This is a genomic window from Amycolatopsis sp. Hca4 (assembly GCF_013364075.1).
In the GTDB taxonomy this organism is placed as follows: Bacteria; Actinomycetota; Actinomycetes; order Mycobacteriales; family Pseudonocardiaceae; genus Amycolatopsis.
In genome coordinates this window covers 9,028,843-9,053,684 of record NZ_CP054925.1, presented here as the reverse complement: position 1 = coordinate 9,053,684, position 24,842 = coordinate 9,028,843, and the positions used below count along the sequence as shown (strand labels likewise).

Genomic DNA, 24,842 nt, shown 5'->3' with positions numbered 1-24,842 from the left:
GGAATTTCGTCAGGAGCAGTCGCCATCGACACCGGTCAGCTGATCGCGGGGCACTACCGCCTCGTCGAGCACATTGGTAGCGGTGCCATGGGTGTCGTGTGGCGCGCGACCGACGTGCGCCTCGAACGCACCGTCGCGATCAAGCAGATCCTCCCGCAGCCGGGCGTCTCCGAGACCGAGCGCGACAACATGCGCCAGCGCGCCATGCGCGAGGCGAAGAACGCCGCCCGGTTCCAGCACCCGAACGCCATCGTGGTCTTCGACATCGCCGAGCACAACGGCGACCCGTGCCTGGTGATGGAGTACCTGAACGGGCCCAGCCTCTCCACGATCCTGGCCGAGGAGGGCACGCTGCCGCTCGGCCGGGTCGCCCGGATCGGCGAGCAGGTCGCGTCCGCGCTGGTCGCCGCGCACCGCGCCGGGATCGTGCACCGCGACGTCAAGCCGGGCAACATCCTCATCGACGAGACCGGCACCGCGAAGATCACCGACTTCGGCATCTCCCGCGCGGCCGGCGACATGACGCTGACGGCGACCGGCCTGATCGGCGGCACCCCCGCGTACCTGGCGCCCGAGCTGGCCCGCGGCGCCGACCCGGTGCCCAGCTCCGACGTCTTCGCCCTCGGCGCGACCCTCTACCAGGCGATCGAGGGCACCACGCCGTACGGCAACACGACCAACCAGCTCGCGCTGCTCTACGCGGCGGCGAACGGCCAGATCAACCCGCCGGTGCAGGCGGGCGCGGCCACCGCGCTGCTGATGAGCCTGCTGCGCAGCGAGCCGGGCGAGCGGCCGAGCATGGCCGAGGCCCGCGAGCGGCTGGCCGCGCTGGCCCGCACCGAGCCGGGCGGCATGACGGCGTCCCCGCCGCTGCTGTCGGGTGGCGGGGGCCGCAAGCCCGCGGCGCCGGCGTCTTCGGACGACGGCGAGCGGCCGCCGTGGCAGCGCACGGCGGGCGCGGCACCGTCGTCCCCGCCGGTCGGCACGCCCGTACCGGCGAACAAGCCCGCGGCCAAGGCGGCGTCGAACCCGCCGCGCCCGACCGCGGCGTTCATGCCGATGCGGTCCCCGGCCGCGCCGCCGAACACCCCGCCGAGACCGATGCCCGCGGCCGCGCCGTCGGCCAGGGCGCCCCAGTACTCGTCGAACGCGCCGAAGCCGGACAACAAGCGCAAGTACGCGGTGTTCGCCGGGGCCGGCGCGGCGGTCGTCGTGGTCGCGGTGATCGTGTTCCTGGTCCTGAACTCCGGCAACGGCGGTTCGGGCGGCACCACGACCGCCCAGTCGCCGGGCAACCAGCCGACCACGGGCCACAGCTCCTCCAAGACGAACAGCCCGAGCGACGACGCACCGGCTTCCGCCAAGCTCGGCCAGACGCCGTCCGAAGGCAAGATCAGCGACTACGGTTCCGCCGGGCGGCTTCTCGCCGACCGGTTCTACGCGAACCCCGCCGGGAACTGGAGCCTGCTGACCCCGGCGGCCCAGCAGGTCTACGGCAGCGAGCAGCAGTTCCAGGATTACTGGTCCGGCCAGACGGTGCCCACCTACGGCAAGGCGCGAGCCGACTCCGGCGGCGCCAACGCCGACGGGTCGATCACCATCAACATGGACCTCGGCAGCCAGTCGCGCCGCCCCTTCCGGATCGTTCTGGTCGGCGGCCAGATGCTGATCGACAGCAACACCAAGCTCGACGCGTCCGCCACCGGGCAGTGAGACTTAACGCGCGTCCGGTGGGCTGAGGGGCCCGGATGGCCTACCGTGGTGGCATGGCCGACGACGGAGCTTCGCTGCCGGGCCAGAATCCTCGCTTCCACGAGGACCTGGTCGGCCTGGACCCGTACGACCCGGAGGCGCGCGCGTTCGCCGAGCACCTCGACCGCATCGAACGGTGCGGCCCGAACTTCACCATCGAAGCCGCCCTCGACGGCGTGGCCGACTTCGCCGACTCCAGCAACCGGCTCGGCGGGCTGCGCTACTGGGTGTCCGCCCTGATCGTCGTGCTCATCGTGCTCGGCGTGATCGTGGCCGCATGGGACATCGTGGTGCACGCCCTCGCCTGGCTCGCGGCGTAACGTGGGGCGGGTGAAAGGTATGAAACCCGTTGTCGGCGCGACCCCGCGCGTCGTGAAGTCCGAGCAGGAGTGGCGGGCGCAGCTCAGCCCCGACGAGTACGCCGTGCTCCGCCAGGCGGGGACCGAACGGCCCTTCACCGGCGAGTACACCGACACCAAGACCACCGGTGTCTACGAGTGCCGCGCCTGCGGTGCCGAGCTGTTCCGCAGCGACACGAAGTTCGAGAGCCACTGCGGCTGGCCGTCGTTCTACGACCCGGCCGACTCCGACGCCGTGCTGCTGCGCGAAGACCGCACCATGGGCATGAAGCGCATCGAGGTGCTCTGCGGCTCCTGCCACAGCCACCTCGGGCACGTCTTCGAAGGCGAGGGGTACCCGACCCCGACCGACCAGCGCTACTGCATCAACTCGATCTCGCTGAAGCTGGTCCCCCAGGCGTGAGAACGCCCAGCCTAAATCTCCCTTAAGCGAGCAACCCGCCGCCCTTCCTCGAACGTAGTCTCCGCACACGGACGAGGGAGGGCGGACTCATGACCGACACCTGGGGCATTCCCGGACCGGTGTTCGCGGGGCTCTACGGCGGCCTGCTGCTCCTGACGGCGCTGGCCGCCGCGGTGCGGGGCGCGCTGGTGCTGCGCGGCCGCGCGGGCGACGGCCCGAACCGGCCCGAAGAGCTGGCCGTGCTGACCGGCGGCCGCCGCCGCTTCGGCGAGTACATCGTCGCCGGCCTGCTGGAGCAGCAGGTGATCCGCCTGGCGGGCAACGGCAGGCTCAGCCGCGTCAAGGGCACGGCCGCCGACCCCGTCGGCCGCGAGGCGCTGAGCCGGATCGGCAAGAACGGCTCCTCGATCGAGCGGGTGTGCGACGCCGCCGCGGACCACAAAGCCGCCCGTGAACTCGAAGCTGCGCTCATCGGCCGCGGCCTCCTCGCCGATCCGCGGAAGCTGCGCTCGACCTGGATCGCCACCGCGGTGGCCTACTGGGCGGTGGTCGCCCTCGGCCTGGTCCGGCTGATCGCCGGGGCGAGCACCGGGCACCCGGTGGGGATCCTGCTGGGCCTGCTCGCCGTGGGCACCGTCATCGCGATCGCCACCACGGTCAAGGCGCGGAACCGGCCGGCGGTCAAGGCCACCTTCGCGGGCCGGGCGGCGGCCCGCCGGGCCGGCACGCTGTCGACCGGCGCGACCGCGGCCGTCGCCGCGGAGGGGCTGGCCGGGCACCCCGACCAGGACGTCCGCGCCGCCGTCACCCGGGCCGCGCAGCACGCCACCACCCGCCTCCACAACCGCCGCACCCGCCTGGCCGGGGCCGGCGGCGGCACCGCCGTCGGCTTCTACGGCGGCAGCTCGTGCGGCGGGGGCAGCAGCTCCTGCGGGGGTGGGGGCGGCTGCGGCGGAGGCGGGGGCGGCGGGGGCTGCGGCGGTTGAAACGCCGACGCGAGCACGTGCGTCTCACAGCTACGGTAACCGCGACACACTGAGGGGAGACGGGCGATGGACGACCCGTGGGGCATTTCCGGACCGGATTTCGTGGTCCTCTACATCGCGTTGCTCGGCGCGGTCCTGCTGATCAGGGTCGTCGCGTCCGGGGTGGTGAACAGCCGGGCGAGGCGGGCGGACGACGTGCCGCCCGGTCCGCCGCCGACCGTCTACCAGCTCGCCTTCCTCGCCGGCGGCCCCGACCGGGCCACCGACGCGGCGATCGCGGCGCTGGTCGAGCGCGGGCAGCTGCGCGTCAACAGCTACAAGCAGGTCAGCCAGGCCGGGACGCGGCCGTACGAGCCGCTGGAGCAGGCGGTCTTCGACGCGGCACAGCTGAAGACGACGGCGACGCTGCGGGCGTACGGCCGCCAGTCGGCGGCGATGCGGGCCCTCGAAGAGGGGCTGGACCAGCGCGGCCTGCTGGCGTCGGCGGCCGCCAAGCGGCAGGTGTGGACGTTCGTGCTCCTCCTGCAGCTGGCCGTGCTGGCGCTCGGCGTGGCCCGGCTGGCCAACGGCATCTCGCTCGGCCGCCCGGTCGGGATCCTGGTGTTCCTGGTGCTCGTCGCGGCGGTCCTGACGGTCGCGGCGGCGGTCCGCCGGTCGAAGACCGGGCCCCGGCAGCCGTCGGCCGCCGGGCACCGCCTGCTCGGCCAGGCCCGGGCGGCGGCCAGCGGACCGGTCCCGGCGGGCATGCTGGCCGGCGGCGTCCTGCTCGGCGGGGCGGCGGCCGCGGTCGCGCTGGGCGGCTGGGCGATGTACCCGGACGAGGAGCTCAGCGCGGCGCTGGCCCCGCCGGTCACCTACGGCGGCGGTGGCTCGTCGGGGTCGTCCGGGTCGTCGTGCAGCAGCGGGTCGTCGTGCTCGAGTTCGTCGTGCAGCAGCGGCTCGTCGTGCGGAGGCGGCGGCTGTGGCGGAGGGGGTTGCGGTGGGTGAGCTGGGCATCGGCATCGGCTGGCGGCACGAGCTGGACCTGTCCATCGCGCGGCTGCCGGGCGTGGACTGGGTCGAGGTCGTCGCCGAGAACCTGCACGCCGACCACCTGCCGGAGACGCTGGTGGCGCTGCGCGAGCGGGGCCTGCCGGTGCTGCCGCACGCGGTCTCGCTGTCCCTCGGCGGGGCCGAGCCCCTGGACACCGGCCGCGTCCAGCACCTGGCGGAGATCGCCAGGGCCCTGGACGCGCCGCTGGTCAGCGACCACGTCTGCTTCGTGCGCGCGGGCGGCCTCGATTCGGGGCACCTGATGCCGCTGCCCCGCACGCGCGAGGCGCTGGACGTGCTGGTGGCGAACGTCCGGCTGGCCCAGTCCATCGTGGACGTGCCGCTGGCGCTGGAGAACATCGCCGCGGTGCTCGACTGGCCGGACGCCGAGCTGACCGAGGAGCAGTTCCTCACCGAGCTGACCGACCGGACCGGCTGCCTGCTGATCATCGACGTGGCGAACCTGTACGCCAACGCCCGCAACATCGGCACGGACCCGGAGGCGTTCCTGGACGGCATCCCGTGGGAGAGGCTGGCGTACGTGCACATGGCGGGCGGCATCGAGCGCGACGGCGTCTACCACGACACGCACGCGCACCCGGTGCTGCCGGAGGTGCTGGCGTTGCTGACGGAGCTCCGCCGCCGCACGGACCCGCCGGGCGTGCTGCTGGAACGCGACGACGACTACCCGACCGACGCCGAGCTGGCGGCGGAACTGGCAGCACTGCGGGCGGCGGTGACGGCGTGAGCCGCGAGGAGCTGGCTCGCCGCCAGGCGGAGCTGCTGCACGCGCTGCTGGCCGGCGGTCCGCCACCGGAGGGCTTCGACGCCGGACGGCTGCGGGTGGAGGCGACGGTGCTGCGGCGCAAGCACGGGCGCGTGCTGGCCTACCAGCGGCCCGAACTGGCGGAGGCGCTGGGCGAGCGGTTCGGGCCGCTGTTCGCGCAGTTCAACCGGGGCCGCCCGAAGAAGGCGGCGGAGAGGTCGGGAGCGTACGCGGACGAGTTCGTGAGGTGGCTGATCGAGGGCGGCCACCTGCCAAAGCCGAAGCGGCGGCTGGTGGACCGGCTTCGGCGCCGCTAGGGCGGCCTCGGGTCACCGGCGCTTCATTCGTTTGGTCGATGCCGATCGCAGGCTTCGGTGCTGTCATCGGTGATCACGCCCGCCTGAAGGAAATCATGCGCAAGTTCAGGCGTGGCTTCTGGAATCAAAGGATGCAGAAAGTGTTGATCCCGCTGTGCGCGATACAGCTGGCCGGATTCGTTGTCGATGTCACTGTATTTCATCAGCAGCTGGTATAGGTCGCCTCATGGCCTCCAGCGGTGTAGACGGCACCATGTCGGCCCCGACCTGGACCGCGCCCAAGATCAGCGATCTTGAGCCAAAGTCAGGTAAAGTGACGGAATGGTCATGCGGGTGGCGATTCCCGTGCTGCCGTGCCGAGATGTGCAGGCAGCGCGGTCGTACTTCACGGACACGCTCGGATTCGACACCATATTCACCTGGGAAACCCCACCGAGCTACGCGGCCGTGATCCGCGACACGGCCGAGTTCCACCTGTACGCCGAAAGCAGCGTCGGCCCGGCCAGGGTGACGGTTATCGTCGACGACGTCGATTCCTGCCACGACGAGCTGCGCGCCCGCGGCGCCGACATCGTCGAGCCACTGGCTGACCGGCCCTACGGGATGCGCGACTTCAACGTACGGACACCCGATGGGCACTTGTTGATCTTCAGCCAGCCGCTCACCGAAAACGGGTGACCATCAGCGGACCAGCCGGAAGAATGACCGGACCTCGTCGACGAACAGCGCCGGCTGCTCGAACGCCGTGAAGTGGCCGGGCTCGTTCCAGCACCGGATGTTCGGGAACCGGCGCTCCGCCAATCGCCGAGACGGGCACTGCAGCTCTCTGGGGAAGACCGGACAGCCGGTGGGTACGGTCACCGGCGCGCCGGCCGAGCCGGAGATCCATTCGTTGACCTGCCGGAGGCTTCCCGGTACAGCCGGACGGATGAGGCACCGGTGCCGGGCAGCAGTAGAGCATCACTCCAGCGGTTCGGCTCGGCCCGCGTCCGGGCCTTCTTCCTGCGCGTCCACAATTCCGCCGGGGTGTGGACAACCACGCTCTGACCAGGCTTTTTGTCGGCCACCGCCGATAGACTGGAACTGGGACCGGCCCCCTGGGGTGGGTGGGCTCTGTTCTGGGGCGGGGCTGCTCCGGGGCGGGCTGCTCCGGGGCGGACCGGCTGCGGCGCCGCTAGGGCGTCCAGGTCGGTTTATCGACTCCCGGCTCCCGTGTCCCGAACTCCCAGTAAGGCTGCGACCCCGGCAACCCACCCGCCATCTTCACCCGCGTCAGCCGCCCGTACCCGCTGTCCGCCTCCTCCAGCAGGTCGCCGAAGTCGACGTCGGCCGAAGCCGGGTCCTTGCGCCCCAAAGAATCCAGCCACCGGCCCGTCCCGGCCAGGGACAGCCGGGCCCGCCACGTGCCTCCGTCGGTCACCTGGCGGTGCAGCGCCGTCATCACCGCCGCCGCCGTGAGCCAGCCCGTGGCGTGGTCCAAAGCCTGGACCGGGAGCGGCGACGGCGGGTCGCCGAACGCCAGGCCGCTCGACATCTGGACCAGGCTGTCGAACCCGCGCCGGCGGGCCCACGGGCCCTCCCAGCCGTATGCGCTCAAGTCCGCGATCACCAGGCCCGGCCGCAGCTCGGCCAGCTCCTCCGTGCCGAAGCCGATCTTCGCCAGCGCGCCCGGCCGGAACGACTGCACCAGCACGTCCGCCCGGCTGATCAGCTTCTTCAGCCGCGCGCGGCCGCCCTCGGTGTCCAGGGCGACGAACGTCGAGCGCTTGCCCTGGTTCGTGTCGCGCACCAGCGCCTCGACCCGCGGCAGGTGCGCGGCCCCGACGTGCAGGACGTCCGCGCCGTGCGCTGCCAGTACGCGGCCGGCCACCGGGCCCGCCAGCACGTGCGTCAGCTCCAGCACCCGGATGCCGCCCAGCGGCCGGTCCGAGTAGAACAGCGTCCTCTTCGGCGCGTCGGCGACCGGGGAAAGCGAAACCAGCGGCAGTGAAGCCACCGCCTGCCCCTGCGGGTGCGCCGCCCACTCCGCCGGGGACCGCAGCTCGGCGGCCGCTCCCCCGGCGGCGACGACCGCGTGCTCGACCTCCCGCGCGCTCCGCCCGGCGACCGCCTTCTCGACCGCGCCGCGCGTCCCGGGCACACCGAGGCCCCAGCACACCGCCGCTTCGTGCCGCGGGTAGTTGCAGTGCAGGCGCACCCAGCCGTCCGCCGTGCGGTAGTCGCCCGACAGCGGCGCCCAGACGGACTCCGCGCCGGCACCGTCCACCTTCAGCAGCTGCTCGCTGCGGAACGCCGCCGCCGCGTGCCGGGTGTCCGCGGTGACCACGCCCGGCTCGATGTCGCGCAGGCGGAGCATCTCCGCGGCCGCCAGGGTGGCCGCCGCGATCGACGCGGTGGCGGCCGCCGCCACCCGGTACGGGCCGGGCAGCACGTCCTCGGTGCCGGTCAGTTCGAAGGGCCCCGGCGCGGACCCGGTGAGGGCGTCCCAGACCCCCGAGACGATGTCGCGCACTACGGGAGCGCCGCGACGAGCTCGGCCGGCGGCACGCGGGTGCCGGTGTAGAACGGGATTTCCTCGCGCACGTGCAGCCGCGCCTCGGTGCCGCGCAGGTGGCGCATGAGGTCGACGATCCGATGCAGTTCGTCGGCCTCGAAGGCGAGGATCCACTCGTAGTCGCCCAGCGCGAACGACGCGACGGTGTTCGCGCGCACGTCCGGGTAGTCGCGGGCTTCCTTGCCGTGGTCGGCGAGCATCTTGCGGCGCTCGGCGTCCGGCAGCAGGTACCACTCGTAGGACCGCACGAACGGGTAGACGCAGACGTACTTGCGCGCCTCTTCCCCGGCCAGGAAGGCCGGGATGTGGCTCTTGTTGAACTCGGCGGGCCGGTGCAGCGCGGTCTGGCTCCAGACCGGCGTCGACGCGCGGCCCAGCGGCGTCCGGCGGAACCCGGCGTAGGCGGCCTGGACCTGCTCGATCTCCTCGGCGTGCCACCAGATCATGTAGTCGGCGTCGGCGCGCAGCGCGGACAGGTCGTAGACACCGCGCACGGCGACGCCCTTGGCTTCGAGACCGTCCAGGTACTCCGTGGTCTCGCGGCCGGCGGTTCCCCGGTCCTCACCCAGCCTGCCCGGTTCGATCCGGAAGACCGACCAGGTCGTGTAGCGGATGGTGTCGTTGAGCTCGTTGTAGTTGACCCGCGCCATGAGTCCATCCTGTCACCGCGGGCGCCGGGCCGCCCTCACGGGTCGGGTGAGGCGCACTCACGAAGAGAGCTGGGCCGCGATCCGCTGCGCCGCCGCCTCCGCGGTGGCCACGCAGGCAGGCAACCCGACGCCGTGCAGGGTCGCCCCGGCGACCGCCAGTCCCGGCACGGCCGCCACGGCCTTCTCGATCCGCTCGACCCGCTCCAGGTGCCCGGTGCCGTACTGCGGCAGGCCGCCGCCCCACCGGGTCACCAACGTCTCGATCGGGGCCGCCGTCACGCCGGTCAGCCGGGCGAGGTCGTCGCGGACCACGCGGACCAGCTCGACGTCGTCGAACTGCAGCGCGCCCGGCTCGCCGAACCGGCCGACCGAGCCGCGGACCAGGACCGGACCGCGGCCGAAGTGGCCCCACTTCCGGGAAGAGAAGGTGAACGCCTTCGACGCGTACGACACGCCGGAAGCGTCCCGCTCGCCCTGGCCGATCAGGATCCCCGACGCCTCGGGCAGCGCGGTGCCGGGCGGCAGCGCCAGCGCGACCACGGCCATCGACGCCAGCTCGACCTCGCCGAAGGCGGCCGAGGCGGCCGGGACGACGTCGGCGAGCAGCCGACGGGCCGACGGCGCGGGCACCGCGAGCAGCACGGCGTCCACCTCGGCGAGGTTGTCCGCGGGGGCGTGCGCGGTCGGCGCCGCGCCGATGCGCAGCCGCCAGGCGGTGCCGTGCCGCGCGATCTCGCAGACCGGCAGGCCGGTCCGCAGCTCGGCGCCGGACGCCGCGGTGAGCCGGTCGATCACCGCGCCGAGGCCGCCGGGGACGGTCCCGAACACCGGCGCCGTCGACGGGTTCGACGGCAGCTGGGCGGCGGCCGCCGCGGTCAGCGAGCCCGCGCCCGCCGCCAGCGCGGCGGCCAGGCCGGGCATGGTCGCGCGCAGGCCGAGGCCGTCGGCGCCGCCCGCGTAGACGCCGCCGAGCAGCGGGTCGACCAGCCGGTCCACCAGTTCGTCGCCGAAGCGCTCGCGCAGCAGCGGCCCCAGCGGCAGGTCACCGCCCGGCAGCCGCAGCTCGGGCAGCGACGGCTCGGCCTCGACCGCCTTGCGGCCGGCTTCCGACAGCACCCCGGCCACCGACTCCGCGGACGCCGGCACCCCCATCACCGTGCCCGGCGGCAGCCCGGTGACGGCGCCGCCGGCGTGGATCTTCGCGCGGGCCTTCGTCGGGTGGACGACGTCGAGCCCCAGCTCGCGGACCAGGCCCAGCATCTCGGGACGGCGCACGAGGAACGCCTCGGCACCGACGTCGTAGGGCACCCCGGCGAGCTCGGCGGTGCGCAGCTTGCCGCCCGGCGCGGTCGTCTTCTCGAAGACGGTGATCTCGGCCCCCGGGCCGAGCAGCTGCCGCAGCCGGTACGCGGCGGTCAGCCCGGAGACGCCGCCGCCGACGACCGCGACGCGCTTCACAGCTCGTGCACCAGCCCGACCACGCGGGTCAGCACGTCGGGGTCGACGCCCGGGAGCACGCCGTGACCCAGGTTGAAGATGTGGCCGTCGGCCGCCTTGCCCTCTTCGACGATCCGGCGGACCTCGGCTTCGAGGACCGGCCAGGACGCGTGCAGCAGCGCCGGGTCGAGGTTGCCCTGCACGACCGCGCGGCCGCCGAGGCGCCGCACCGCTTCGTCCAGCGGGATCCGCCAGTCGACGCCGACTACGTCCGCGCCCGCGTCGCGCATCGCGGCGAGCAGCTCGCCGGTGCCGACGCCGAAGTGGATCCGCGGCACGCCGTACTCCGCGACACCGGCGAGGACCTTCGCCGAGTGGGGCAGGACGAACTCGCGGTAGTCCCGCTCCGACAGCGCGCCCGCCCAGGAGTCGAACAGCTGGACCGCGTCGACGCCGGCGTCGAGCTGGGCGCGCAGGAACGTCAGCGCCACGTCGGCCAGGCGCCCGGCCAGCTCGTGCCAGAGCGCGGGCTCCGAGTGCATCAGCGCCTTGGTGTGCTCGTGGTTGCGGCTGGGGCCGCCCTCGATGAGGTAGCTGGCCAGCGTGAACGGGGCGCCCGCGAAGCCGATCAGCGGGGTCTCGCCGAGCCGCTCGACCAGCAGCCGGACGCCGTCGGCGACCTTCGCGACCTGCTCGGGCGCCAGCTCCGGCAGCGCCTTCACGGCGGCGAGGTCGCGCACCGGCGCGGCCGCCACCGGGCCGGTGCCGGGCACGATGTCGATGTCGACCCCGGCCGCCTTGAGCGGCACCACGATGTCGCTGAACAGGATCGCCGCGTCGACGCCGTGGCGGCGGACCGGCTGCAGCGTGATCTCGGCGAGCATCTCCGGGTCGAAACAGGCGTCGAGCATCGGCACGCCCTCGCGCAGCGCGCGGTACTCGGGCAGCGAGCGGCCGGCCTGGCGCATGAACCAGACGGGCGTGCGGGCCGGGCGTTCGCCGCGCGCGGCGGCCAGGAACGGGGCTTCGGGCAGCTCGCGGCGGCCGGACGGGGCGGCCTGGCGCGGCAGGGGCGTGGTCTGAGACATCGCCGTCAATCGTGCCACGAGCCCGGTCGGGCCGTTCTCTCGGCGCGCCTGCGCCCGCAACAGGGCGTGCCCGCCCTAAAGTCGGTGCGTGACCGCGATGACGCCAGTGCCCGAACTCTTCCGCGAAGCAGTCGCGGCGCTGCAGTCCGTCCGGCCCCGCCGGGAGGTGCTGCTGGAGCCGATGCGCGCTCCGCAGCGGCTCGCGCCGTGGTCGTACGCGGTCAGCTGCGAAGTGGCCGGGCCGGCGGACGTGCTGGCCTCGGGCCGGCTGGTCCTGCTGCACGACCCGGAAGGCCAGGACGGCTGGGACGGCGTGCTGCGGCTCGTCATGTACGTGCGCGCGGAGCTGGACCGGGAGCTGGCGACCGACCCGTTCCTGCCGGCGGTCGGCTGGTCGTGGCTCACCGACGCGCTGGAAGTGTCCGGCGCGAGCTGGAAGGCCCTCGGCGGCACGGTGACCGAGACCTCGTCGGCCCGCTTCGGCGACATCTCCGGCCCCGCCAGGACCGACGACCTCGAGCTGCGGGCGTCGTGGACGCCGACGGACTCCGGGCTGCTGCCCCACGGGCAGGCCTTCTGCCAGGTGATGGCGAGCGTCGTGGGGCTGCCCCCGGTCGGGGTGACCCTCTTCGGCCAGCGCCAGGGCTCCTGAACCCCGGCCGTCCGGGCGATCTTCGGCAACGAATCGGCAACGGCGGGCCGTGACCGGCCGTCCCGGGAAGCCGTCTTGTACGGATGTGAGCAAAATTCACGTCCGCTGAACGCCGTTCACTCGCGGTGCCGGGCCCTGAGACGCCCCCAGACGCGCCGAACAGCGGGGATGGTGTCCCGGGACGCCCGGGTGTCCGTCACGGACTACGAGGGCGTTTCACGTCTCCTCGTTCGTGACTCCACGCGGTCACGCACCGCAACAAGATCAAATCACGCTCCGGGCCGCCACCGGCACCCCGAAACGGACACGGACCGTGACGACGACCGGCTTCGGCAAGCGCTCGCGCGGCCGGTCGGCAGAGTTGATCATGCCCCGGCCGGAGCCACATTCCGAGGGTTGGGGGAGCCCATCCGGCCCCTGGTCACTAGGCGCACCGGAAGCTGCACGCTTCATCTGCACGGCCATTTGGACGCCGGTAACTCCTTAGCATCGTGTTCGCTCGGCTATCCGTTAGCAACCGGCCGTGTACTAGCCCGATCGTGTTACGACGAACCCACTGAGTGACTGTTCGTTTGAGATAGATACCCATTCGATCCCCCCGCAACGGCCTCAGGACGGCTACAGTGCCTTCGACGACACCACTTTCGGTCTAAAGCTGGCGCGGCTGAACGGCCGAAGGTCCCGGTGCCGGTCGGGGGGCACGACCGACTCCAGGGAGGTAGTGACGTGGCTACCGTCGGCATTTCTCAGGCCGTCCGATCCACGCCAGCCGGCGCGTTGCCGGCGAGCATGGTTCCGCACCCGCGGGAAGAGCTCTTTTCGGTACTGGTGGTCGATGACCACCCGCTGTTGAGGGAGGCAATCGCAGCAAGACTCGCACAGATGGGTGCGGGCACCGTCCACGAAGCCGCCACGGTGGCCGAGGCGAGGGCGCGAGCACAGGCCACCGGGCCTTGTGACCTGGCGATCCTCGATCTCGGACTGCCGGACGGCAGCGGCATCGAGCTGGTCACGGAACTCCGTAGCCACGGCTGGCCGCGCGTGGTGGTCCTCGCATCCTCGGACGACCCGTACGCGGTCCGCTCGGCCTTCCAGGCCGGGGCCCAGGCGTACCTGCTGAAGTCCGCGTCGCCGGTCGTGGTGACCGACGGCGTGCGGCGCGTGCTCGAGGGCGGCGTCTACGCCGACCCGAGCGTGGCTCCGGTGCTGGCCACCGGGACCCGCGTCGCGGGCACCGACAACACCCCGCGCGAGCTGTCCGCTCGCGAGGTGGAGGTGCTCCAGCTGGTCGCCGACGGGCAGTCCAACAAGGAGATCGGCGAAGAGCTCTCGCTCTCCGCCCTCACCGTCAAGTCCCACCTGTCCCGGATCGGGCGCAAGCTCGGCACGGGCGACCGGGCCCAGATGGTGGCGCTGGCCATGCGAGCCGGCGTGATCCGCTGACGCAAGCGAACAGCCCTGCGGGGCGGGCAGACCAGGCGCGGTATGCCCGTCCCGTAGGGTCGTCAACCATGGGAAGTGCAGAGGCCGAGGACACCGGGATGGAGATCGAGTCCACGGGCGGCCCTGTGCTGCTACGCGAACCTGCCGAGGGCACGCCCCCGGTGATCACCGACGCTGCCGCGCTGGCCGAGGCCTGCGCGAAGCTCGCTGCGGGCTCCGGAGCGGTCGCCGTCGACACCGAACGCGCGTCCGGCTACCGGTACTGGCCCAAGGCCTACCTCGTGCAGCTGCGCCGCGAGGGTTCCGGCACGGTGCTGATCGACCCGATCGCACTGGCCGACGACCTCCAGCCGCTGCGCGACGTCCTCAACGACCTGGAGTGGGTGCTGCACGCGGCCTCCCAGGACCTTCCCTGTCTCGCCGAGCTGGGCCTGCGCCCGGCGGCGCTGTTCGACACCGAGCTGGCCGGCCGGCTGGCGGGCTACGAACGCGTCGCGCTGGGGACGCTGGTCGAGCTGCTGCTGGGGTACACCCTCGAGAAGGGCCACAGCGCGGCCGACTGGTCGAAGCGGCCGCTGCCGGTCGACTGGCTGAACTACGCCGCCCTCGACGTCGAGCTGCTCGTCCAGCTGCGGGAGAAGCTGGAAGCGGAGCTGGGCGCCCAGAGCAAGCTGGAGTGGGCGCGGCAGGAGTTCGAGTTCGTGCGGACGGCCCCGCCGCCGCCCCCGCGGGCCGAGCCGTGGCGCCGGACGTCCGGCGTCCACAAGATCCGCAGCCAGCGCGGCCTCGCGGCGGTCCGCGAGCTGTGGCAGGCGCGCAACGAGCTGGCCCGCAAGCGCGACCGCGCGCCCAGCCGCATCCTGCCGGACAGCGCGATCGTCAACGCGGTCACGGCCGACCCCAAGACAGTGGAGGAGCTCCAGGCGCTGCCGGTGTTCAGCGGCCGCGTCCAGCGCAAGTACACGGCGAGCTGGCTCCGCCACCTGCAGGCGGCTCGCGCGTTGCCCGCTTCGGAGCTCCCGTCGCCTTCGCAGCCGACGGACGGCCCGCCCCCGGTGAACCGCTGGGCGGACAAGGACCCGGACGCGGCGGCCCGCCTCTCGGCGGCCCGCGCGGCGCTGACGGCGATCGCGGAGGACCGCCGGCTGCCGGTGGAGAACCTGCTGCTGCCGGACCTGGTACGCCGAACGTGCTGGCGGCCACCGGCGGAGACGGACGAGGACTCGGTGGCGGAGGTGCTCCGCGCGGGTGGAGCCCGGCCGTGGCAGGTGGAACTGACGGCCGCGGCACTGAGCAAGGCCCTGCAGGCCACGGCTTCCTGAGTCGCGCGCCGCCGCGGGGCCGGCCCCCGAGTCCAGCCTACTGACACGGGCCGACGAAAAGCCGGGAAAGCCCCCAGCTCAGCGCGGGTTGTGCACATCCCGGGCGGCCTGTGCACAAGCGGTCGGCGGATACCTTGTCTCCGCCGGCGGCCATCCAGGACCGGCTGCGATCGAGCTTTCACCAGCCCGCCCGGCTAGGTCCCGCCCGCCGCCGCTCGGGCGGACGCCAGGGCCTCCGCCGTCTTCAGCGTCTGCGGGTGCTCCGCCCCCAGCACCGCCGCGAACCCCTCGACCGCGAACTCGTATGTCTCCACCGCCGCCGCCCACTCCCCGCGGCAGGACTGGACGCGGGCCACCGTGGCCAACGCGTGCAGCAAGTCCGGGTGCCCCGGCGGCAACGGTGCCGAGACCAGCGCCGCCCGTGCGTAGTGCTCCGCGTCCGCCAAGCGGTCCGTCTCCGCCAGCGCACGGCCCAGCAGCACCCGCGCTTCCCACGTCAACCGGTCCTCCGGGCCCGGGTGGACCACCCGGGCCGCCACCACCGACGATGCCAGGTCCGCCGCTTCCGCCGGCTCGCCCGCCAGCAGCAACCCGTACGCCAGCCACATCCGGGCCGCCTCCTGATCACCTGTGCCGTCGGCCAGTTCTTCGCGCATCGCCTCGATCAACGGGCCCGGGGCACCCAGCTCGGCCTGGATCGTCGTGCGCAGGAACCGGACCACCGGTGCCCACCCGGCCGTGGCAGGTGGAACTGACGGCGGCGGCACTGAGCAAGGCCCTGCAGGCCACGGCTTCCTGAGCAGCCTTCGGTCCCTCAGCCGCAGCCCGGGCCACCGGGGTCAGCCGGGTGCGACTTCTGCCGGCCCTCGTCGGCCTCCGGGGGCGCCCCCCGGATCCAGCGTATCGAGCTCGGCCGACGAAGAGGCGGGAAAGGGCGGGCTGCCGAGCCGGGTTGCCCACATCAAGACCGGCCTGTGGACAACCCGGCCGGAGCGCGAACCAACCGAAACTGACCCGGCCAACCTGGCCTCCCCGACACTGTGGATCCTGCTGCCGGCGACGGTGGCCACGTTCGCCGTGGCGCTGCTCCTGCGGATCCGCCGGAGTCCGCGGCGGTCACCGCCCGGCCCGGCGACTCGGGACGGCTAGTCCTCCAGCGAGGCCAGCAGCGCGTGCGCCTCCGCCCGCAACCCGTCCGTCGGCTCGGGCAGGCCCACCAGCCGGACCACCCCGTCGGCGCCCTCGCGGACGTGGGCCTCGACGTCCAGTGCCGGGTCGTCGCGGCGGATCACCGCGATGCTCTCCACCAGCCCGAAGACCAGGTCCGTCCGGATCGCGACGGCCGCGGGCGCCACCCCGGAAGCCGCCACCAGGCGGCCGTACGCCGCCTTCAGCTCCGCTCGTTCCGTGCGGAAGCGGGCCAGGTTCGGCGAGCCGACCTCCGGCAGCAGGTACAACGCGCCCAGGTTGTGCCGGGCGCCGCCCAGCAAGCCGATGTCCGCGTACGCCAGCGCCCACAACCGGACCGCCGCCGGGGCGCCGCCGGCCACCAGCCGGGCCGCCAGTGCCAGTGACGGGCGGACCGTCTCGGCCAGCAGCGCCGCGAGGATGTCCTCCTTGGCCGGGAAGTGGTAGTACAGCGAGGCTTGGCGCAGGCCCGCGCGTTCGGCGATCGCCCGCGTCGTCGTGGCCGCGTACCCCGCTCCGGTGAACAACTCCCCCGCCGCGTCGAGCACGGCTTGGCGCGCGTCCGGACGGCTCGCCGCCGCCCCGCTCGCCCTCGGCCTGCCGACTCCCGACCCTTTGACCACCCCGTGATCTTGCCAGGTCTGCGGGCGCGACACACGCACGGCAGGTGCGGTTACGCCCGGATGTCGCCATTGACGCCGGGTCGCTCCGGCCGTTAACGCACCCCTAACACGACGGAGACCGCCGTGTCGTGACGGCGACCTAATTTCTGTCAAGCGATCGAAACAAGGAGACCGCATGACACCGCCCGACGAACTCACCGCCTTCGGTTACCGCCAGGAACTCCGCCGGTCGCTGGGCGGGTTCTCCGCCTTCGCCGCCGGCTTTTCCTTCGTCTCCATCCTCACCACCGTCTTCCAGCTCTTCGGCTTCGGCTACACCTTCGGCGGCCCGCTGTTCTTCTGGACGTGGCCGGTCGTGCTGGCCGGCCAGCTGCTCGTCGCCCTCAACTTCGCCGAACTCGCCGCCCGCTACCCGCTCGCCGGATCCGTGTACCAGTGGGCGAAACAGCTGACCAAGGGCTTCCTCGGCTGGCTCGCCGGCTGGATGATGCTGCTCGGCTGCATCGTCGCCCTCGCCGCCGCGGCGATCGCGCTGCAGGTCGTGCTGCCGTCGGTGTGGGACGGCTTCCAGTTCGTCGGCGGCGACCCGTCGGTGACGTCGCCGACCGGCGCGGCCAACGCCGTGCTGCTCGGCACCGTGCTGCTCGTCTTCACCACCGCCGTCAACGCCGGCGGCGTCCGGCTGATGGCGCGGATCAACGACGTCGGCGTCGCCGCCGAACTGCTCGGGGTCGTCGTCCTCGTCACCGGGCTGCTCCTGTTCGCCGTGCGCGGGCCGCAGGTGGTGCTGCACGACGCGCCCGGCACCAGCGCCGGGATCGGCGGCGTGCTCGCTTCGGCGCTCATGGCCGCCTACGTCCTCTACGGCTTCGACACCGCCGCGTCGGTCGCCGAAGAGACGAAGGACGCGCGCCGGACGGCGCCGCGGGCGGTGCTGCGAGCCGTGCTCGTCTCCGGCATCGGCGGCCTCGCCGTGGTCGTCACCGCCCTGATGGCCGCGCCGAGCCTCACCGACGGGCAGCTCGCCGGCAAGGGCCTGCCCTACGTGATCACCGCCGTCTTCGGTGACACCCTCGGCCGGGTCTTCCTCGCCGACGTCGCGATCGCCGTCGTCGTCTGCACCCTCACCATCCAGACCGGCACCGTCCGGCTGATCTACGCGATGGCCCGCGACGGCGCGCTGCCCGCCTCCGCCCGCCTCGCCGGGGTCAGCCCCCGCACCGGCACGCCGGTCGCGCCCGCGCTGCTGTCCGGCGCGCTGGCCATCGGGCTGCTGCTGCTCAACGTCGGCAACCCGACGCTGTTCAGCACGATCACCGGGACGTCGGTGGTGATCGTCTACCTGGCCTACCTGCTGGTGACGGGCCCGCTGCTGGTGCACCGGCTGCGCGGGCGGTTCCCGGCCGAGCCGGGCCGGTTCTCCCTGGGCCGCTGGGGAGTACCGCTGAACGGAGCAGCGGTTCTGTACGGCATCGCCATGATCGTCAACATCGCCTGGCCCCGCGCGGAGATCTACGATCTCGCCGGTTCGGGCTCCCCCTGGATGCTCCTGTTCCCGATAGAGTTCGTCGGCGGCGCACTGGTGATCGGCTGGCTCTGCTGGCTGCGCCTGCGCCCCGCTCCCGCCCTCGAACCCGCGACCTGAGAGAGGACGACCATGAGCACCACCGCGACGACCTACGGAGCGCGCGACCACGCCCGCGCCCAGGCCGGCACCGTGGTCGACACGATGCCGTCGATCCCGGCGAGCACCTGGCCCGCGCCGCCGGCCGAGGTCGCTCCCGAGGCGCTGACCTGGGCCGAAACCGTGGCCGGCGGCGGGTACACGCACAAGGTGCTGGCCCGGGGCACGCGGCTGCGGCTGACCGACGTCGACGGCGACGCCTGCGCGCACCTGCTGCTGTTCAACGCCGAGGCGCCGTGGGAGCGGTTGAACGTCGCGGACACCGTCAAGGTGCAGTGGAACGCCTACCTCGGCGAGTCGGTGGCGCTGCTGTCGGACCAGGCGCGGGTGCTGGCCACCATCGTCGCGGACTCGAGCGGGCGCCACGACGCCCTCTGCGGGACGTCCACTGTGGACGGCAACGCCGAGCGCTACGGCGACGGCTCGCCGCAGGGCCCGTCCCCCGCGGGGCTGGGGCTGTTCACCCTGGCCGCGGCGAAGAACGGCCTCGGCCCGCGGGACCTGCCGCCCAGCCTGTCGTTCTTCCAGGGCGTGCGGGTCCAGCCGGAAGGCGGGCTGGAGTTCACCGGCTCCGCGGGTGCCGGCAAGGCCGTGGACCTCCGGATCGAAATCCCCTCGATCGTCCTGATCGCCAACGTCGCCCACCCGGTCGACCCGCGCCCGGACTACACGGTGTCGAAGCTCGAAGTGCTGGCCTGGCGCGATCGGCCGACCACCCCGGACAGTCCGGAGTGGACACACACACCGGAGGCACAGCGCGCGTTCGAGAACACCGCCGACTACCTCACCGCACGGGGGATCGCATGAGCACGGCCTACGAATCCCAGCTGGAAGTCAGCGTCGACGTCCCCGCGCGGGCGCCGTACTCGACGGTGCTGCAGCAGGGCCAGGAGCTGGCGATCATCGACCTCGGCGGCAACCAGGCCGTCGACTTCCTCTGCTACGACGCGAACGACACGTCGAAGCGCTACAGCGCGGCCGCGACGATCGCCGCGCAGCGCAACATCTTCCTCACCACCGGCAGTGTCCTGCGCACGCAGGAGGGCGCGCCGTTGCTGACCGTCGTCGCCGACACCTGCGGGCGCCACGACACCATCGGCGGCGCGTGCAGCAAGGAGTCCAACAGCCTCCGCTACGGCCAGCACACCCGGTACCAGCACGCCTGCGTCGAGAACTTCCTCATCGAGGGCGCCAAGTGGGGCCTGGGCAAGCGCGACCTGGTCAGCAACGTCAACTGGTACATGAACGTGCCGGTCGAGGCGGACGGCACGCTCGGCATCGTCGACGGCATCTCGGCCCCGGGCCTGGAGGTCCGGCTGCGCGCGGAGACCGACGTGCTGGTCCTCGTGTCCAACTGCCCGCAGATCAACAACCCGTGCAACGGCTTCGACCCGACGCCGGTGCGGATGGTCGTCATCTCCCCGGGAGTCGGCGCGTGAGGCTGCTCGTCGCCAACCGGGGCGAGATCGCGGTCCGGATCCTGCGCAGCGCCAGGGAACTCGGTCTCGAAACCGTCGCGGTGTACTCCGACGCCGACCGCCTCGCCCCGCACGTGCGGCTCGCCGACCGGGCTGTGCGGCTCGGCCCGGCGCCCGCCGCGGAGAGCTACCTGCGGGCGGACGCGATCATCCAGGCCGCGCTCGACACCAGCGCCGACGCGATCCACCCCGGCTACGGCTTCCTGTCGGAGGACGCGGCGTTCGCGCGGGCCTGCGAAGAGGCCGGGATCGCCTTCGCCGGGCCGTCGCCGGAGCACCTGGAGGTGTTCGGCAGCAAGCACACCGCCCGCGAGGCGGCGATCGCCGCGGGCGTGCCGCTGCTGGCCGGCACCGGCCTGCTGTCCGATGTGGACGAAGCACTGGCCAGTGCGGAGGACATCGGCTACCCGGTGATGCTCAAGGCGACCGGCGGCGGGGGTGGGATCGGCATGCGCGCCTGCGCGTCGCCGGACGAGCTGCGCGCCGCCTGGGAGACCGTGCGCAGTGTCGCGGCCAAGAGCTTCGCCAGCTCCGGCGTCTTCCTGGAACGCCTGGTGACCCGCGCGCGGCACGTCGAGGTCCAGGTCTTCGGCGACGGCTTCGGCGAGGTCCTCGCCCTCGGCACCCGCGACTGCTCCCTGCAGCGGCGCAACCAGAAGGTCGTCGAGGAGTGCCCGGCGCCCGGCCTGCCCGAGGAGGTCCGCAAGCAGCTGGTCGACTCCGCCGTCGCGCTGTGCTCGTCGGTGCGGTACCGGTCCGCGGGCACGGTCGAGTACGTCTACGACCCCGAACGCGGCGAGGCGGCGTTCCTGGAGGTCAACACGCGGCTGCAGGTCGAGCACCCGGTCACCGAGGCGGTCTACGGCGTCGACCTGGTCGCCTGGATGCTGCGGCTCGCCCAAGGCGACCGCGCGATGTTCCGCGCGGTCCCGGTCCCGCGCGGGCACGCCGTCGAAGCACGGGTCTACGCCGAGGACCCGGGCGCCGGACACCGGCCGAGTGCGGGCTTGGTCACCCGGGTCACGCTGCCCGCAGGCACCCGCGTGGACACGTGGGTCGAGCCGGGCGCGACCGTCACCACGCACTACGACCCGTTGCTGGCCAAGGTGATCTGCACCGGCACCGACCGCGCCGACGCGCTGGCGCACCTCCGGGAAGCGCTCGCCGCCACCCGGTTCGACGGCGTCCAGACCAACCTCGGCCAGCTGCGGGCCGCGGCCGCGGAGGCGGCCTTCGGTGCCGCGGCGCACGACACGGCCACCCTGGACGACGTCGCCGACGCGGAGCCGCGGATCGACGTCCTGCGCGGCGGCACCATGACGACCGTGCAGGACTGGCCGGGCCGCACCGGGTACTGGGCCGTCGGGGTACCGCCGAGCGGCCCGATGGACGACCGTTCGCTGCGGCTGGGCAACCTCACGCTCGGCAACCCCGAAGGCGCCCCCGGCCTGGAGTGCACTGTGGACGGCGTGGCGCTGCGGTTCTCGCACGCCACCGAGGTCTGCGTCACCGGCGCGCCGACGACCGTGCTCGTCGACGGCGCGCAGGTTCCGTTGTGGACACCCGTCGAGGTCCCGGCGGGTGCGGTGCTCGACGTCCGGGCGTGCACGGCCGGGCTGCGCAGCTACGTCCTGGTACGCGGCGGCATCGACGTGCCGGCGTTCCTGGGCAGCGCGGCGACGTTCACGCTGGGCAAGTTCGGCGGCCACGGCGGCCGCGCGCTGGCCGCCGGGGACGTCCTGCGGGCCGGACCGGCCCCGGCGGACCCGGTGCTCGGCCCGGTCGCCGGCGCGGAACGCCCGGTCTTCGCTCCACACTGGACGATCGGCGCGCTCGAAGGCCCGCACGCGGCCCCGGAGTTCTTCACCCCCGAAGACGTCGACACGTTCTACGCCACGGACTGGCAGGTGCACTTCAACTCGGCCCGCACCGGCGTCCGGCTGGTCGGGCCGCGGCCGCAGTGGGCGCGTCCGGACGGCGGCGAGGCGGGCCTGCACCCGTCGAACATCCACGACACGCCGTACGCGATCGGCGCCGTCGACTACACCGGCGACCTGCCGATCCTGCTCGGCCCGGACGGGCCCAGCCTGGGCGGGTTCGTCTGCCCGGCGACGGTCGCCACCGGGGAGCGGTGGAAGCTCGGGCAGCTGCGGCCGGGCGACACCGTGCGGTTCGTGCCGATCGGCACCGACCACGCGGCGGCGCTGCGGACGCGGCCGGCGTCGGCGGTCGAGCCGAGCCGTCCCGTGCGCGACGACGGCGGTGTCCTCGCGCGACTGTCCTCTTCGGATGCAGAGCCGTCGGTCACCTACCGCCGCAGCGGCGACGACAACCTGCTGGTCGAGTACGGCGAGATGAAGCTCGACCTGGCGCTGCGGATGCGGGTGCACGCGCTGGCCGAGCGGCTGACGGCCGAAGGCGTGCCGGGGATCGTGGACCTGACGCCGGGCATCCGGTCGCTGCAGGTGCACGTCGACCCGGACGCGCTGCCGGTGGGCAAGGCACTGGGGCTGGTGCGCGAGCTGGAGCGGGACCTGCCGCCGACGCACGACCTGGTCGTGCCGAGCCGCAGCGTGCGGCTGCCGCTGTCGTGGGACGACCCGGCCACCCGCGAGGCGATCGAGCGGTACATGACCGGCGTCCGCGACGACGCGCCGTGGTGCCCGTGGAACATCGAGTTCATCCGGCGGGTCAACGGGTTGTCCACTGTGGACGACGTGTACCGGACGGTGTTCGACGCGGAGTACCTGGTGCTCGGCCTCGGTGACGTCTACCTCGGCGCGCCGGTGGCGACGCCGCTGGACCCGCGCCACCGCCTGGTGACGACCAAGTACAACCCGGCCCGGACGTGGACGGCGGAGAACTCCGTCGGCATCGGCGGCGCCTACCTGTGCATCTACGGCATGGAGGGTCCGGGCGGCTACCAGTTCGTCGGCCGCACGGTCCAGGTGTGGAACAGCTGGCGCGCCGGCGAGCAGCCGTGGAACCTGCGGTTCTTCGACCGGATCTCCTGGTACCCGGTGTCCGCCGAGGAGTTGCTGGACCTGCGGGCGCAGAGCGCGTCCGGGACCGTCGAACTCGACACCACCGAGGGCACCTTCGCCCTGGCGGACTACCAGAAGTTCCTCGCGGACAACGCCGAGAGCATCGCCGGGTTCCGGGCGGCGCAGGCGGCGGCGTTCGAGGCGGAACGGCAGGCGTGGGCGGCGGCGGGCGAGTTCGACCCGAAGCCCGAGCCGGTCACCCGGCCCCCGGCGCGGGTCGAGGCACCGCCGGGCGGGCACGTCGTCGAGGCGCCGTTCGCGGCGACGGTGTGGCGGGTCGACGTCACCGCGGGCGAGCGCGTCGAGAACGCGCAGTCCCTGGTGACGCTGGAAGCGATGAAGACCGAGGCGCGGATCCCCGCGCCGGCGGGCGGAGAGGTGGTCGAGGTGCTCGTGTCCCCCGGTGACCAGGTGGCCCCCGGCACCCCGCTGGTGGTGCTGGGATGAGCGCCGCCGAAGAGCGGGTGCGGGCGGCTTACCGCCGAATCGAGCAGGTGGACCGGCCGGAGATCTGGATCGACCTCCGGCCGGAAGCCGACGTCCTGGCCGAGGCCGCCGCGTCGGAGTCACGCGGCCTGCCGCTGTACGGGAAGCTCGTGGCGGTCAAGGGCAACATCGACGTCGCCGGGCTGCCGACGACGGCGGCCTGCCCCGAATACGCCTACAAACCGGAGGCCGACGCGCCGGTCGTGGCGCGGCTGCGGGCGGCGGGCGCCTTGGTGCTCGGCACCACCAACCTGGACCAGTTCGCGACCGGACTGGTCGGGACGCGCAGCCCGTACGGTGCGGTCCGCAACGCCGTCGACCCGGCGTACGTCTCCGGCGGATCGAGCTCGGGGTCCGCGGTGGCGGTCGCCCTCGGCATCGTGGACCTGGCGCTGGGCACGGACACCGCGGGATCCGGCCGGGTGCCGGCGGCGTTCAACGGGATCGTCGGGCTCAAGCCGACGCCGGGCCTGCTGCCGACAGCCGGTGTGGTGCCCGCGTGCGCCAGCATCGACTGCGTGTCGCTGTTCGCCCGGACGGTCGAGGATGCGTCGTTCGCGCTGACCTGCCTGGCCGAGCCCGCGCAGGTCCACACGGGACGGTTCCGGCTCGGCGTCCCGGCCCCGGAGCAGCTGGGTCCCTTGGCGCCGGGCTGGGCCGAGGCGTTCGATGCGGCCGTCGCGGAGTACGCGGCCGCGGGCGCCGAAGTGACCACTGTGGACATTGCGGCGTTCCTGGAGGCGGCGCAGCTGTTGTACGGCGGCGCGTTCGTCGCCGAGCGGTACACGGCGGTCGGCGAGTTCATCGACGCGCACCCGGACGCCGTCGACCCGGTGGTGCGTTCGATCATCGCCCCGGCCAGGGACATCCCCGCGCACCGGCTGTTCGCCGACCAGGCCACGCTGGCCGGCCTGCGGGCGGAGGCGCTGGTCGCGCTGGCCGGCGTCGACGCGCTCCTGCTCCCGACGACGACCGAGCACCCGACGCTGGCGGAGGTCGCGGCGGACCCGGTGGCGGTCAACGCCCGGCTGGGCCGGTTCACCAACTCGACCAACCTGTTCGGGCTGTCGGCGTTGGCGGTCCCGGCGGGGACGGTGGAAGGCCGCCCGTTCGGCGTGATGCTCCTCGGCGCCCCGCACGACGACCTGAAGCTGGCGGCGCTGGCGGGTTTGCGTTCCGAACGCATCCCGATCGTGGTGGTGGGCGCGCACCTGAGGGGCCAGCCGCTGAACCACGAGCTGACCTCCCGCGGCGGCCGGTTCGTGTCGGCGGTCTCGACGGCGGCGGCGTACCGGTTGTACGCGCTGGACACGGTGCCGCCGAAGCCGGGCTTGGTGCGGGTGGCATCCGGCGGGGTCTCGGTCGCCGCGGAGGTGTGGAACCTGCCGGCGGCGGGATTCGGCTCGTTCGTGGCCGGAATCCCGGCGCCACTGGCGATCGGCAAGCTCGAACTGGCCGATGGCACCCGGGTGCCGGGCTTCCTCTGCGAGCCGTCGGCCACGGAGGGAGCGGAGGACATCTCGGCGAAGGGCGGGTGGCTGGCGCACCTCGGCGCCGGATAATGGGTTGCGGGGCGGG

23 protein-coding genes are annotated in these 24,842 nt (G+C 73.3%); 16 read left to right on the top strand and 7 right to left on the bottom strand.

What is annotated here, in order from left to right:
• The first annotated feature begins 39 nt into the window (after nucleotides 1-39).
• The 7 genes from HUT10_RS41230 (at nucleotide 40) to HUT10_RS41200 (ending at nucleotide 5,615) form a co-directional block, all read left to right on the top strand.
• A complete protein-coding gene (locus HUT10_RS41230) occupies nucleotides 40-1,713 on the top strand; it encodes a serine/threonine-protein kinase (RefSeq protein ID WP_217709798.1) in 1,674 nt (557 codons plus the stop codon).
• Between the two features lie 53 nt (nucleotides 1,714-1,766).
• Nucleotides 1,767-2,072, top strand: coding sequence for a hypothetical protein (locus HUT10_RS41225; RefSeq protein ID WP_176176147.1), 306 nt, complete (start codon nucleotides 1,767-1,769; stop codon nucleotides 2,070-2,072).
• A gap of 19 nt (nucleotides 2,073-2,091) precedes the next feature.
• Nucleotides 2,092-2,514: a peptide-methionine (R)-S-oxide reductase MsrB gene (msrB, locus tag HUT10_RS41220; protein WP_176176146.1), complete on the top strand. Its 423-nt coding sequence runs from the start codon at nucleotides 2,092-2,094 to the stop codon at nucleotides 2,512-2,514.
• An 89-nt stretch (nucleotides 2,515-2,603) separates the two neighbouring features.
• On the top strand, nucleotides 2,604-3,500 hold the full coding sequence (locus HUT10_RS41215) for a TIGR04222 domain-containing membrane protein (protein ID WP_176176145.1): 897 nt from the start codon (nucleotides 2,604-2,606) through the stop codon (nucleotides 3,498-3,500).
• 66 nt (nucleotides 3,501-3,566) lie between these two features.
• A complete protein-coding gene (locus HUT10_RS41210; protein WP_176176144.1) occupies nucleotides 3,567-4,487 on the top strand; it encodes a TIGR04222 domain-containing membrane protein in 921 nt (306 codons plus the stop codon).
• Nucleotides 4,480-5,280, top strand: coding sequence for a DUF692 domain-containing protein (locus tag HUT10_RS41205; protein WP_176176143.1), 801 nt, complete (start codon nucleotides 4,480-4,482; stop codon nucleotides 5,278-5,280). The genes HUT10_RS41210 and HUT10_RS41205 overlap by 8 nt, the downstream gene beginning before the upstream one ends.
• Nucleotides 5,277-5,615 (top strand): hypothetical protein, encoded by a 339-nt coding sequence (locus tag HUT10_RS41200; RefSeq protein WP_176176142.1) that lies wholly within the window; start codon nucleotides 5,277-5,279, stop codon nucleotides 5,613-5,615. The genes HUT10_RS41205 and HUT10_RS41200 overlap by 4 nt, the downstream gene beginning before the upstream one ends.
• 23 nt (nucleotides 5,616-5,638) lie before the next feature.
• On the opposite strand, the gene HUT10_RS41195 is transcribed toward HUT10_RS41200, so the two are convergent.
• The gene (locus tag HUT10_RS41195; RefSeq protein WP_176176141.1) at nucleotides 5,639-5,818 is read right to left on the bottom strand and encodes a hypothetical protein; all 180 of its coding nucleotides are present in this window, start codon (nucleotides 5,816-5,818) and stop codon (nucleotides 5,639-5,641) included.
• A 118-nt stretch (nucleotides 5,819-5,936) separates the two neighbouring features.
• On the opposite strand from HUT10_RS41195, the gene HUT10_RS41190 reads away from it, so the two are divergent.
• Nucleotides 5,937-6,293, top strand: a complete 357-nt coding sequence (locus HUT10_RS41190; RefSeq protein WP_176176140.1) for a VOC family protein — start codon at nucleotides 5,937-5,939, stop codon at nucleotides 6,291-6,293.
• 496 nt (nucleotides 6,294-6,789) lie between these two features.
• Here HUT10_RS41190 and HUT10_RS41185 read toward each other — a convergent pair whose 3' ends face one another.
• From HUT10_RS41185 to hemE, 4 genes are read right to left on the bottom strand one after another with little or no spacing between them, the layout of a single operon-like run.
• Nucleotides 6,790-8,127: a CoA transferase gene (locus tag HUT10_RS41185; RefSeq protein WP_176176139.1), complete on the bottom strand. Its 1,338-nt coding sequence runs from the start codon at nucleotides 8,125-8,127 to the stop codon at nucleotides 6,790-6,792.
• Nucleotides 8,127-8,819 (bottom strand): hydrogen peroxide-dependent heme synthase, encoded by a 693-nt coding sequence (gene hemQ, locus HUT10_RS41180; RefSeq protein WP_176176138.1) that lies wholly within the window; start codon nucleotides 8,817-8,819, stop codon nucleotides 8,127-8,129. The genes HUT10_RS41185 and hemQ overlap by 1 nt, the downstream gene beginning before the upstream one ends.
• Nucleotides 8,820-8,876: 57 nt before the next feature.
• Nucleotides 8,877-10,277, bottom strand: coding sequence for a protoporphyrinogen oxidase (gene hemG, locus HUT10_RS41175; protein WP_176176137.1), 1,401 nt, complete (start codon nucleotides 10,275-10,277; stop codon nucleotides 8,877-8,879).
• Nucleotides 10,274-11,344, bottom strand: coding sequence for a uroporphyrinogen decarboxylase (hemE, locus tag HUT10_RS41170; protein ID WP_176176136.1), 1,071 nt, complete (start codon nucleotides 11,342-11,344; stop codon nucleotides 10,274-10,276). Before hemE ends, hemG begins: the two co-directional genes overlap by 4 nt.
• 88 nt (nucleotides 11,345-11,432) lie before the next feature.
• Between hemE and HUT10_RS41165 the strand changes: the two genes are divergently transcribed.
• From HUT10_RS41165 to HUT10_RS41155, 3 genes are all read left to right on the top strand, one after another.
• Nucleotides 11,433-11,996 (top strand): DUF3000 domain-containing protein, encoded by a 564-nt coding sequence (locus HUT10_RS41165; protein ID WP_176176135.1) that lies wholly within the window; start codon nucleotides 11,433-11,435, stop codon nucleotides 11,994-11,996.
• 726 nt (nucleotides 11,997-12,722) lie between these two features.
• Nucleotides 12,723-13,439: a response regulator transcription factor gene (locus HUT10_RS41160; RefSeq protein ID WP_033261886.1), complete on the top strand. Its 717-nt coding sequence runs from the start codon at nucleotides 12,723-12,725 to the stop codon at nucleotides 13,437-13,439.
• Between the two features lie 68 nt (nucleotides 13,440-13,507).
• Nucleotides 13,508-14,761 carry a ribonuclease D gene (locus HUT10_RS41155; protein WP_254897248.1) on the top strand — a complete coding sequence of 418 codons (1,254 nt, stop codon included), beginning with the start codon at nucleotides 13,508-13,510 and terminating at the stop codon, nucleotides 14,759-14,761.
• Between the two features lie 194 nt (nucleotides 14,762-14,955).
• Here the strand turns inward: HUT10_RS41155 and HUT10_RS51935 are convergent, their stop codons facing one another.
• Together HUT10_RS51935 and HUT10_RS41145 are read right to left on the bottom strand one after the other, a co-directional pair.
• Nucleotides 14,956-15,483, bottom strand: coding sequence for a hypothetical protein (locus tag HUT10_RS51935; RefSeq protein ID WP_176176134.1), 528 nt, complete (start codon nucleotides 15,481-15,483; stop codon nucleotides 14,956-14,958).
• Between the two features lie 423 nt (nucleotides 15,484-15,906).
• Nucleotides 15,907-16,572 (bottom strand): TetR/AcrR family transcriptional regulator, encoded by a 666-nt coding sequence (locus tag HUT10_RS41145; RefSeq protein WP_176176133.1) that lies wholly within the window; start codon nucleotides 16,570-16,572, stop codon nucleotides 15,907-15,909.
• A 175-nt stretch (nucleotides 16,573-16,747) separates the two neighbouring features.
• Here HUT10_RS41145 and HUT10_RS41140 point away from each other — a divergent pair, with 175 nt between their 5' ends.
• The 5 genes from HUT10_RS41140 to HUT10_RS41120 are packed head-to-tail and all read left to right on the top strand — an operon-like array spanning nucleotide 16,748 to nucleotide 24,826.
• Nucleotides 16,748-18,217, top strand: coding sequence for an amino acid permease (locus tag HUT10_RS41140; protein WP_176176132.1), 1,470 nt, complete (start codon nucleotides 16,748-16,750; stop codon nucleotides 18,215-18,217).
• Nucleotides 18,218-18,229: 12 nt separating this feature from the next.
• Entirely contained in the window at nucleotides 18,230-19,063 is an 834-nt protein-coding gene (locus tag HUT10_RS41135; RefSeq protein WP_176176131.1) for an urea amidolyase associated protein UAAP1, read from the top strand.
• Entirely contained in the window at nucleotides 19,060-19,695 is a 636-nt protein-coding gene (locus HUT10_RS41130) for an urea amidolyase associated protein UAAP2 (RefSeq protein ID WP_176176130.1), read from the top strand. Before HUT10_RS41135 ends, HUT10_RS41130 begins: the two co-directional genes overlap by 4 nt.
• A complete protein-coding gene (gene uca, locus HUT10_RS41125; RefSeq protein WP_176176129.1) occupies nucleotides 19,692-23,225 on the top strand; it encodes an urea carboxylase in 3,534 nt (1,177 codons plus the stop codon). The genes HUT10_RS41130 and uca overlap by 4 nt, the downstream gene beginning before the upstream one ends.
• Nucleotides 23,222-24,826 (top strand): allophanate hydrolase, encoded by a 1,605-nt coding sequence (locus HUT10_RS41120; RefSeq protein ID WP_176176128.1) that lies wholly within the window; start codon nucleotides 23,222-23,224, stop codon nucleotides 24,824-24,826. Before uca ends, HUT10_RS41120 begins: the two co-directional genes overlap by 4 nt.
• The last annotated feature ends 16 nt before the right edge of the window (nucleotides 24,827-24,842 follow it).